The 10,033-nt window shown below is 63.6% G+C and carries 9 protein-coding genes and 1 pseudogene; 3 read left to right on the top strand and 7 right to left on the bottom strand.

Annotated features, from left to right (window positions below; all coding sequences use genetic code 11):
• The 7 genes and pseudogenes from JF290_RS19620 to JF290_RS17470 all read right to left on the bottom strand — a co-directional run.
• A pseudogene (locus tag JF290_RS19620) lies at positions 1–132 on the bottom strand ((2Fe-2S)-binding protein); the annotation flags it as partial.
• A 113-nt stretch (positions 133–245) separates the two neighbouring features.
• On the bottom strand, positions 246–1,244 hold the full coding sequence (locus JF290_RS17495; protein WP_199026181.1) for a molybdopterin-binding protein: 999 nt from the start codon (positions 1,242–1,244) through the stop codon (positions 246–248).
• A complete protein-coding gene (locus JF290_RS17490) occupies positions 1,241–2,212 on the bottom strand; it encodes an XdhC family protein (RefSeq protein WP_199026180.1) in 972 nt (323 codons plus the stop codon). The genes JF290_RS17495 and JF290_RS17490 overlap by 4 nt, the downstream gene beginning before the upstream one ends.
• A 171-nt stretch (positions 2,213–2,383) precedes the next feature.
• The gene (locus tag JF290_RS17485) at positions 2,384–2,977 is read right to left on the bottom strand and encodes a YeeE/YedE thiosulfate transporter family protein (RefSeq protein WP_199026179.1); all 594 of its coding nucleotides are present in this window, start codon (positions 2,975–2,977) and stop codon (positions 2,384–2,386) included.
• Positions 2,974–3,531: a YeeE/YedE thiosulfate transporter family protein gene (locus JF290_RS17480; RefSeq protein WP_199026178.1), complete on the bottom strand. Its 558-nt coding sequence runs from the start codon at positions 3,529–3,531 to the stop codon at positions 2,974–2,976. Before JF290_RS17480 ends, JF290_RS17485 begins: the two co-directional genes overlap by 4 nt.
• 80 nt (positions 3,532–3,611) lie before the next feature.
• Entirely contained in the window at positions 3,612–4,880 is a 1,269-nt protein-coding gene (locus JF290_RS17475) for a vWA domain-containing protein (protein ID WP_199026177.1), read from the bottom strand.
• Positions 4,881–4,939: 59 nt separating this feature from the next.
• The gene (locus JF290_RS17470; RefSeq protein WP_199026176.1) at positions 4,940–5,848 is read right to left on the bottom strand and encodes an AAA family ATPase; all 909 of its coding nucleotides are present in this window, start codon (positions 5,846–5,848) and stop codon (positions 4,940–4,942) included.
• Between the two features lie 236 nt (positions 5,849–6,084).
• Here JF290_RS17470 and JF290_RS17465 point away from each other — a divergent pair, with 236 nt between their 5' ends.
• Genes JF290_RS17465 through JF290_RS17455 form a run of 3 tightly spaced genes read left to right on the top strand, consistent with a single transcriptional unit; the run spans position 6,085 to position 10,027 of the window.
• Entirely contained in the window at positions 6,085–7,116 is a 1,032-nt protein-coding gene (locus JF290_RS17465; protein ID WP_199026197.1) for a glycosyltransferase family 2 protein, read from the top strand.
• The gene (locus JF290_RS17460) at positions 7,113–7,748 is read left to right on the top strand and encodes a sulfotransferase family protein (RefSeq protein ID WP_199026175.1); all 636 of its coding nucleotides are present in this window, start codon (positions 7,113–7,115) and stop codon (positions 7,746–7,748) included. The genes JF290_RS17465 and JF290_RS17460 overlap by 4 nt, the downstream gene beginning before the upstream one ends.
• On the top strand, positions 7,748–10,027 hold the full coding sequence (locus JF290_RS17455; protein WP_199026174.1) for a glycosyltransferase family 2 protein: 2,280 nt from the start codon (positions 7,748–7,750) through the stop codon (positions 10,025–10,027). The genes JF290_RS17460 and JF290_RS17455 overlap by 1 nt, the downstream gene beginning before the upstream one ends.
• Positions 10,028–10,033 lie beyond the last annotated feature (6 nt).

Genomic DNA, 10,033 nt, shown 5'->3' with positions numbered 1-10,033 from the left:
TTGCGACGTGTCACACCCGACATGCGTCCCCGTCAACCCCAACCGATCCCGCAAAAAACCAGACAACAACGTCCGACCCTCAACATCACCAACACAATCAATACCATTCACATTCATCTTGACCGAAACCATTGCATCCTCCCCGCGTTATGCATTCGCTTGGGCGGAGTAAAACACGACCTCGGCAGGTTGAGAACAGGAATTTTGTAGGACTTTAGCACAAGCCGGTCACAGCACCGGCCTCTTCAGCTTCCGCGCGTTCTCGGCTGCGGTCGGGTGGGAATTTCCTTGAGCAATCCACCAACCCCCATAGCCGAGATATCCGCCCCGGTAACCGGAATGCCGCAGGCCATCCGGCTCAGAACCCAGTCCGCACCGTTCAGCGCGGGCGAGCGGGCACAGCCGGGCAAACCGATCACCGGCCGTTGCCCGAGTGTGCCGAGAAACAACAGGTTGCCCGGATCGACCGGCATGCCGAAGCGGTCGACGACGCCGCCGGCAGCGCGGACCGCGCTCGGCGCCACGTCCTCGGCGTCCGAAGTCGCGGAGCCGGTCAGGATGAGCAGGATATCGGCAGTGCGGCCGGACAATGCGGCGGCAAGCTTGTCGGTTTCGTGGGGAACGGTCACCACCTCTGAAAGCGTCATGTCCAGCGCGCCGATCCGGCTTTCCATCGCGCGGATGCCCTTGTCGTTGGACGGGCCGCCTGGAATGTCGGTCACGATCAGCGCGGCGGTGCGGTATACCGGTGCGGCGAGCCGCAAGGCGGCCGGGGCGCAAGCTGCCGCGCGCTCGACGTCCAGACGCGGCACCCCGTAGGAGATGATTTTGATGGTCGCGACCATGCCGCCCGGCTGCATCTGCTGAAAGGGCGGAACCGTCGCGATGGTGATCATCGGGTGTACGCGATTGAAGCGCTCGAGCGCAGCGACATCCAGAACCACGACGCCCGCGGTTTCAGCCATCAGGTTGACGCGACCGGTGAAGGGTTTGGTCAGACGCAGATGCGCGCCGGCAGGATCGGGCACCAGCCTTTCGGCCAGGATCTCCGCCGCGACATTCTCGTGGAGATCGTCCTCATCCAGCAAGGCGACGATGACCTGCGACACGCCTTCGGACTGCATGGAAGCCACGTGCTCTGCTTCCAGCATGAGTCCCTTTCGCAGCCGCGCGTTGGACAGTTTGACGGAATGCGCGAGGATCGCGCCCGCGGCGTTCTCGACAGGAACGGGTCCGAATTTCACGACGGACGCCCGCGCAGCACCGCCGTCATCTGCGCGAGGATCGATACCGCGATCTCGGCCGGTCCCGCAGCGCCGATATCAAGACCGATGGGGCCGTGGATGCGGGCTATGCGGTCCTCGCCAAAGCCGGCGGCGACCATCCGTTCAACACGCTTGGCGTGGGTGCGCGTGCTACCGAGCGCGCCGATGTAGAAAACGTCGGCCCTCAGAGCGGCTTCCAGCGCCGGATCATCGAGCTTTGGATCATGGGTCAACAACACAAGTGCCGTGCGCGGGTCGAGCCCCAGTTTCGCGACCGCCTCGTCAGGCCAGTCGTGCAGAACCGTTTCGCCGGGAAAGCGCGCTTGCGAAGCGAAGGCCTCACGCGGATCGATCACCACCGGGTCATACCCTGCGATCCGCGCCATCGGAACCAGCGCCTGCGCGATATGCACGGCCCCGACCACGATCAGGCGCAGCGGCGGATTGTGCACGGCGACGAAGGTCGTGCCATCCTCCTCGAAGCCCGAGCGATCCATCCGCATGCGCTCGGGATAGCCGTCCCGCACAAGGCGCCGCGTACCGCTGTCGAGAGTGACCTCGTAGGCCAGCGCAACCCGGTTTTCCCGCGCCGCGACGAGGTCCTGCAGCATGTCGACGGGGATGACGGAGCCCACCGGTTCGATCAGAATGCGGATGGTGCCGCCACAGGCGAGGCCGACGGCGAAAGCGTCATCGTCGCTGACGCCGAATTCCAGCAACCGGTGGGTGCCGTCCTCGATCGCTTCGAGCGCCTCCACGATCACCGCGCCCTCGACGCAGCCACCAGAAACCGAGCCCTCGATACGTCCGTCGCCACCGATCGCCAGTTGCGAGCCCACGCGGCGGGGTGCACTGCCCCAGGTTTGCACCACCGTGGCGAGCGCGGCACCCAGCCCCTCGCGGTGCCAGGTCAATGCCGTTTCCGGGCTGTTGTCGAATCGCTCCATGGATGTCCTCCCGCACAGTCAGAATGGCGCATACGCACGCCGATGCTGACCCCCCGAAAGGTATAAGAGCGGCCCGGCGGGAACACAAACGCCGAACCGCTCTACGCCTGCAGCTTGGCACCGGCTTCGGCCTCGATCGGCCGGTTGCGCCGGGTGCCTTGCAGCGAGCGATCACTCCGCCGGTTGCTGGCGGCCCGAAGGGGTCGCGACAAGGCGCTCGGGAAGCGCGAAGGCAACCGCCACGAAGGCGAGGCCGATGCAGATCCCTAGAATGTCACCGGGCAGTCCGGTCAACGCGTCATACTCGGATCCCGGCACCTTACCGAGAGTGACCGAGCCGCCGAGAACCGGGTCGAGCAAGCCGGAGGCTTCCCACATTGGGTAGGTGACCATGTAGGCCGCCGCCCCGAGCAAACCGCCGGCGATGAAGAACAGTGCATCCTTGCGTCCCGAAGCCGCCGCGACGACGCCGGTGCCGGGGCAGTAACCGGCTGCAGCCCAGCCCGCGCCCAGCAGAACACCGCCGAGGATCACGCCGATATAGGCCGACTTGACGGACATGTGTCCGACATCGACAAGGCCCAGCATCTGACCGCCGAACATCAGGATCGACCCGACGCCGATGGCCAGAATGATGGTCTTGGCCAGGTTGAGATTGGTGAGATTCAGCATCTTGCCGATCAGGTCGGGATTGCTTGCGCCGACCCGGTCGAGCACTGCGCCGAAGGCGGCTCCGATCACCAGAGCGAGAATGAGAGAGGTCATGCCGACACCTCCTTTTTATACATCATGAGGGCAACAGGCACCGCCGCGCCAAAGGCGCCGAGCGCGAAGAGATAGCCGGACACGGCGGTCTGCATCATGCCCGACATCATGTGACCCGAGGTGCAACCGCCCGCGAGCCGTGCGCCGTAGAGAACGACGAAACCGCCGACGAAGGCGGCCGCGTAGCGTTTCGCCGGGCTTTCGCCGAAATTCGCGCGCCACAGCGCCGGAACGCTGCGCTCGGCGCGGGTCAGCCCGCCGCGCGCCCACACGGAGAGGAAGCCTCCGAGCGCCATCGCCAGAACGAAGACGAAACTGTAGTTCAGCGGGTTCGCGACCGACTTGGCGTATTTGCCGCCGGATTTGTCGAGGTAGGCGTTGGTCGATGCGTATCCGTCCTCGGTCTGCGTCACTAGGTCGGCATTGACCGCATCGCCTATGATCCCATCGAGAATCACGAACTGTGTCGAGACACCGATGGGTTTGACCAGCAGCACGGCGGCGAAGAACACCAGTCCGAGCAGCAGGCCTCCCGTTTTCCAGTTCAGAGCCATGACTCGTCCTTTCTTTTATATTCTGCTTTCAGAATACATCAGGGCGGACGCATTTCAATTGATTTGAATCAAGTTCCTGGTCAGTCGGTCGTGCCCAGCTGGGCCATCAGCCGAGCCTTTTCGCCGACATCGTCAGGACGCGAGATCACCTGCGCCAGATCCTGCAATGACGCGACCGAATGACCGGCACGAAAACTGTCCACATGCGGCAGCATCGCCGCGATCCCCCGGGCCTTGGGGGCAAACCCGTCCCAGCGCAGCAGGGGGTTGAGCCAGATCAGGCGACGCGCCGAGAGGTGAAGCCGTTCGATCTGACGTTCCAGTTCGTCCGGGTCGTCACGGTCGAGCCCGTCGGTGATCAGCAGCACGACCGCCCCCTGCCCCATGACCCGCCGCGACCAGTCGCGGTTGAACGCGTGCAGGCATTGGCCGATCCGCGTACCACCCTCCCAGTCCTGCGCCTCGGCGCCAGCCGCGGCCAGTGCCGCGTCGACGTCGCGCTGGTTCAGGTGACGGGTGATGTTGGTCAGCCTCGTGCCGAATGTGAAGGCATGCACCTTGGCCCAGCCGGCGCCGCGCGCGTTGCTGACCGCGTGCAGGAAATGCAGGATGATCCGGCTGTACTGGCTCATCGAGCCCGAGATGTCACAGAGCACCACGAGGTTCGGCCAGCGTTCGCGCGGCTTCATGCGGGCGATGTCGTGCATTTCGCCACCCTGGCGCATGCTCGCGCGCAGAGTGCGACGCCAATCGACCTGACGCCCGCGCAGGCTGGCGATGCCCCGGCGAGAGGGAATAGGTTTCACCGGCAGACTGAGACGCGCGAGCATGCGCTTGGCCTCGGCAACCTCGGCGGTGCTCATCTGTTCGAAATCGAGGCTGCGCAGACGTTCCTCGGACGACATGGTCATCGAGGCATCAACCTCGATCAGGGTTTCCTCGTCTTGGGACTCGGGGTCGGTGTCGGGCAGATCGGGTGTCGCGCCGTCCAACAGCGCCTCGGCCGCGCGCTTCTCGGCCGCCTGCGCGGCCCGATCCTCCTGCACGCCCCGGATTGCAGGGAGCATCATCGACATCATGTGTTCAAGAAACCGCGGGTCGCGCCAGTAGAGCCGGAAGACCTGGGCAAACACAGCGCGGTGTTCCGGCTTGTTCACGAAACAGGCGTGCAGCGTCCAGTAGAAATCGCGTTTTTCGCTGAAGCCCGCCGCTTCGACCGCATGGATCGCATCGATCACCCGCCCGGGCCCAATGGGCAGGCCCGCCTTGCGCAGCGCCCGCGCGAAATGGGTGATGTTATGCGCGAGCTTGGGGTTCTCGGGGATATCGAGGGCAGCGTATTCGGGCATTCAGCCGCGCCGGGGGCGCTGCCCCCGGACCCCCGGAGTATTTTTCCGAAGATGAAGCATCAGGCCGGTTCCAGAGTCGCCCTGGCCTGATCGAGCAGGCGCTTGGCCTCGGAGCCCTGCAGTTTCTGGATGTCGTCCTGATATTTAAGGATCGCGCCAAGGGTGTCGGCGATGACTTCGGGCGAGAGAGAGATGACATCGAGTGCCAACAGGCACTTGGCCCAGTCGATGGTTTCGGCGACGCCGGGTTTCTTGAACAGGTCTTCGGTCCGCAGCGACTGCACGAAGGCCACAACCTCGCGGCTGAGGGTCTCGGCGGCCTCCGGGGCGCGGGCCTTGAGGATCTCGATCTCGCGGTCGAAATCGGGATAGTCGACCCAATGGTAGAGGCAGCGTCGCTTGAGCGCGTCATGGACCTCGCGGGTGCGGTTGCTGGTCAGGATCACGACGGGCGGCTCGGGTGCCTTGATGGTGCCGAGTTCGGGAATCGTCACCTGGAAATCGCTGAGCGCCTCGAGCAGGAACGCCTCGAACGGTTCGTCTGTGCGGTCCAGTTCGTCGATCAGCAGCACAGGAGCGCCGTTCTCATCCGGGCGCATGGCTTCGAGCAGCGGGCGTTCGACCAGGAAGTCGGCGCTGAACAATTCGCGGTTCAGAACATCCCGGTCGGCGCTGCCCTGTGCCTCGGCAGTGCGGATCGCGATCATCTGAGCGGGGAAGTTCCATTCATAGACCGCGCTGGCGGCATCCAGACCCTCGTAGCATTGCAGCCGGATCAGGCGACGGTTGAGCCCCGCGGCCAGCGCCTTGGCGATCTCGGTCTTGCCAACGCCCGCCTCGCCTTCCAGAAACAGCGGCCGCCCGAGCTTGAGCGAGAGGAACACGACAGTGGCCAGCGCCCGGCCGCACACATAGCCCTGCTCTGTCAGCATCCGCTGCACGGCGTCGATGGATTGCGGTATCTGCATGGCCCCTCCTGTCGCGGCTAGATGGTCATGAAACCGCGGTCAGCGTCAAGCAAGAGCCCCTTGGACATTGGTCTTACGTTCGCAACCCTTTGTCGGGCCGACCCGGTTGGATTGACGGCGGCTGGACCCGCTGTCATGACTTGTTAAGCATCTTGATGCTAACCGTTTGGGCCAAAAGGCCGACGAGGACCGGGGTGGACAGGCAACCGAGCCCCCGGCGCAGAATGAGGATCGACATGCGGATCACCGCTGTAACCTGCGTCAAGAACGAAGGTCCCTTTCTGCTGGAGTGGATCGCCTACAACCGGCTGATCGGCGTGGACGGGTTCCTGTTCTACTCCAACGATTGCACCGACGGGACCGATGATCTTCTTGATGCTCTGGCCGACCGGGGGCTTGTCGAACACCGTGCAAACCCGGCGCAGGGCCGGACCTATCAGATGGAGGCCCTGAAGGATGCCCGAGAGCAGGCGCTGGTGCGGGAGGCGGATTGGGTCTGGATCGCCGATGTGGACGAGTTCCTGAACATTCACGTCGGAGATCATCGCATACCGGATCTGATCGCGGCCTGCGGCGCGCCGCAGGCCATTTCCGTCAATTTCCAGTACTTCGCGAATGACGGTGTGGACCGTTTTCTGGACACTCCTGTCATTGCGCAATTCACGCGATCGCATAATCCGGACTTGTGGTGCGGGGAATGGGCGATCGAGGTCAAAACCCTGGTGCGGAGGGATTTTCCACTACAGTATTTCGGCGCGCACCGGCCGTTCTTTCGCAAATCGCTGCCCGAAGCGAAACGCCCGACCTGGACCGATGGGTCGGGACGGCCGGTGCCGCACCGCTTCCTGATCGCGGCGAACCCGCGCCGGATCAGGCGCTTTCCGGCCCGTGGCGCGCGTGCCTTCGCAACGCTCAATCACTACGCGCTGCGCTCGCTCGACAGCTATCTGGTCAAGATCGACCGCGGGGATGTCAATCGCGAGAACCGCGCCTTTGATTTGGTTTACTGGCGCGAGCGCAATGATGCGGCGCATCGAGACACGCGCATTCAACGTCATATTCCGATGGTCAAAGACACTGTCGCGGATCTGCTTTCGGACCCGGACATCGCGGCCCTGCATCGTCGATGCGTCGCATTGCACCAAGCGCGCCGTGACATGTTGCTGGCAGACCCGGCCTATCGCGACCTGCGCGCACAATTGCGCGATGCATCGCCTCTTCCACCGCAGGAAAAAGAAATGCTGACAGAGCTCGGAATCACCGCGTGAGTTTGCTGGTCGTCAACCTGGGCCTACCCAAGACCGGGACGACCACGTTGGCGCGAGCTCTCCGGCTCGCCGGACTCAATGTGGCGGATCGGCGTTTGCGGGGCCGCAACGCGGGCGATCCCGCGCTCAAAGGGGCCTTCGTGGCGGACTTGCTCTATCGCGGCTATTTTGAAACCGGCGATCCCGGTGCATATCTGGGAAAGGCCACGGCGATTTCCGAGATGAGCCTGCTGCGGCCTGACCGCTCGCTGTGGCCCCAGATGGATTTCGCGCTGATTCTCGCTTTGCGCGCCAAGCATCCCGGACTGAAATTCCTGGCCTCGCGACGCGATGCGTTCGAGCTGTCGCAATCCATGCTGGCGTGGTCCGATCTTGTCCTGAACCGGCTTCCGTCGGCATCGATCCCGGGGCTTCCCCCGGGATATGGCGACACCACGCGGGAGCGCATGCACTGGATCGACGGTCATTACGCGGCGCTCGCGCGATTCTTCGACGGTGATCCGGACTATCTCGAGTACGACATTGCCGAATCCGACGCGCCTTCACGGATCGGGACTTTCCTCGGGCGCGACATCCCGTGGTGGGGGCAGCTCAACCGCAATCCACTCCGCCGACATGTCGGGGTCGGCTGATGCGCCTGCTTCTGCATATCGGGCCGGATCGCCGCGAAACACCCGCCTTGCGGACCGGTCTGCGGAACCAGCGCGACGCCTTGGCCAAACGCGGGGTCCTGGTGCCCACCGACACCCAGGAGGATCTCGCGGAACGGCTGCTGATGGCCGTGCTTGATCCCGACCATGTAGATCCCATGCGATTTGAAACAGGATGCGTCGCACCGGCCCGACAAAAACTGCAGCGCGACGCCCTGCTTACGGAAGTACAGGGCGAGATTTCAGCTCATCGCCCAGACACCCTGATCCTGATCGCCGAGCCTCTTGGAACCGCGCTGCATCGGGCAACAGAACGGGAAAGGCTGCGCACTCTTCTGGAAGAAATCAGCACAGACATCCGGATCATCGCCCATTTGACCGACCCGACAACGATGGTGCTGCGCCATTTTGCATGGCAAGTGATGAACGGACGATCCACGCCACTGGACCGCGATCTCGCCCTGGCGGCACAAACGGACTGGTGGCAAACCTGCGTCGATGCGATGCCCCGGTCCGAGCCGGAGCTCGGCTGTTTCGAAGAGATCGAGGGCGCTCCCTTTTGGCTCGATGCCGCTGCGTTTCTGCGCTTCTGGCAGGAAGGCTTCGGCATCGGATCGGTTCAGATGGAGCGTGTGGCCCCCGGGGCTTTCACCGCAGACCGCATGGCCGAGGGCCTGAGCCGAAATCTGGGGCTGGGAGACCTGCCGCGCTTCGACGCGACTACCGACTCCGGGTCCGAGCCATCCGCGGCCGGGCTGGCGCGCGCGCGGCAGATGAATGCGCTCTTCCGGAAGGTGTTGGCGAGCGGCAAGCGAGTCATCCCGCGAGCCCTCTGGCGCGAATTCCTGAGCGAAGTTCAGGTCAAAGGGCCACCGATCGATCCGGCCCCGCTGGAACACTGTCTGGGCCACCTGGCCGGCAGGACATCGCCGACCGCCCCGAACAGGGTATCTTGGGAGGAAGCCGACCCCCTGTTCGGTTTCCGTGCCAGCCAGTACCTTCTCGCCTTCATGTACCGCATCGACAAGGCCACCCGGCTCGCAAAACGGTCCGATCCTCAGTCACACCATCCTCAGATCACTCCCCATGTGACGGCCATCCTGCCACCCAAGGCCGTGGCGAACCTCGCCAAGCTCCAAGGATCACCACTGGCCCCGCACGATCACATCGGCAATTGCGCCGAGGCCGAACCCTTGCCGCCCTACGACCCCGTGCCACCGCGCGCGGACCTGCCGGGAACGTCTGGCCGGATCATCGTCGCCTGCATGAAAAACGAAGCGCCCTATATCCTCGAATGGATTGCCTATCATCGTGCCATCGGCATCGACGGATTCCTGATCTACACCAACGATTGCAGCGACGGCACGACCGAATTGCTGGAGCGGCTGCAGGAGATGGGACTGATCCAGCATCGGCGCAACGATGATTGGAAAGGCAAGTCCCCACAGCAGCATGCGCTCAACAGGGCACTGAAGGAGGACATCCTGCGCCAAGCCGAATGGATCGTCCATATCGATGTCGACGAGTTCATCAACGTGCGCACGGGTAATGGTACACTCGATGATTTTTTTGCCGTCGTGCCGGATGCAAGCAACATCGCGATGACATGGCGGCTGTTCGGGCACAACGGGGTGACCGGGATCGCCGACGATTTCGTCATCGCCCAATTCGACACCTGCGCGCCGAAATATTGCCCCAAGCCGCATACGGCCTGGGGCTTCAAGACGATGTTCCGGAATATCGGCGCCTATGGAAAGCTCAGCTGCCACCGGCCGAACAAGCTCGACGTCGCGTGGCAGAACAGGGTGAAATGGGTCAACGGATCGGGACAAGACATGACGGCTGAGGTGTGCCAGAACGGATGGCGCAACTCGCGCAAGTCGATCGGATATGACCTGCTGCAGCTCAATCACTATGCCTTGCGCAGCGCCGATAGCTTTCTCGTCAAGCGCCAGCGCGGTCGTGCGCTGCATGTCGACCGCTCGATCGGGTTGAACTATTGGATCCGGATGGATTGGTCGGATGTGCGCGACGTGACGATCCAGCGCAACATTCCCCGCGTGAAGGCCGAATACGACCGGTTGCTGACAGACCCGGTTCTTTGCGACATTCATAACAGAGGCCTCGCCTGGCATCGGACAAAAGCAGCCGAGTTGCGCGAGATCGAGGAGTTTCGCGCGCTCTATGATCAGGTGCGGCAGATCCGTCTCAACGGCACCGAACGCGCCGCCTATGCTCTGGCGCTGGACACCGACAGCTGATGGCGT

Origin of the sequence: Sedimentitalea arenosa (assembly GCF_016428585.1) — a bacterium.
In the GTDB taxonomy this organism is placed as follows: domain Bacteria; phylum Pseudomonadota; class Alphaproteobacteria; order Rhodobacterales; family Rhodobacteraceae; genus Sedimentitalea; species Sedimentitalea arenosa.
The sequence above is the reverse complement of the archived record's forward strand: the minus strand, read 5'-3'. Positions and strand labels throughout refer to the sequence as shown.

Excerpts from the sequence above, each read along its gene's own strand:
- JF290_RS17490 (WP_199026180.1), bottom strand. The coding sequence starts at position 2,212 with ATGGAGCGATTCGACAACAGCCCGGAAACGGCATTGACCTGGCACCGC.
- JF290_RS17485 (WP_199026179.1), bottom strand. The coding sequence starts at position 2,977 with ATGACCTCTCTCATTCTCGCTCTGGTGATCGGAGCCGCCTTCGGCGCA.
- JF290_RS17480 (WP_199026178.1), bottom strand. The coding sequence starts at position 3,531 with ATGGCTCTGAACTGGAAAACGGGAGGCCTGCTGCTCGGACTGGTGTTC.
- JF290_RS17475 (WP_199026177.1), bottom strand. The coding sequence starts at position 4,880 with ATGCCCGAATACGCTGCCCTCGATATCCCCGAGAACCCCAAGCTCGCG.
- JF290_RS17470 (WP_199026176.1), bottom strand. The coding sequence starts at position 5,848 with ATGCAGATACCGCAATCCATCGACGCCGTGCAGCGGATGCTGACAGAG.
- JF290_RS17465 (WP_199026197.1), top strand. The coding sequence starts at position 6,085 with ATGCGGATCACCGCTGTAACCTGCGTCAAGAACGAAGGTCCCTTTCTG.
- JF290_RS17455 (WP_199026174.1), top strand. The coding sequence starts at position 7,748 with ATGCGCCTGCTTCTGCATATCGGGCCGGATCGCCGCGAAACACCCGCC.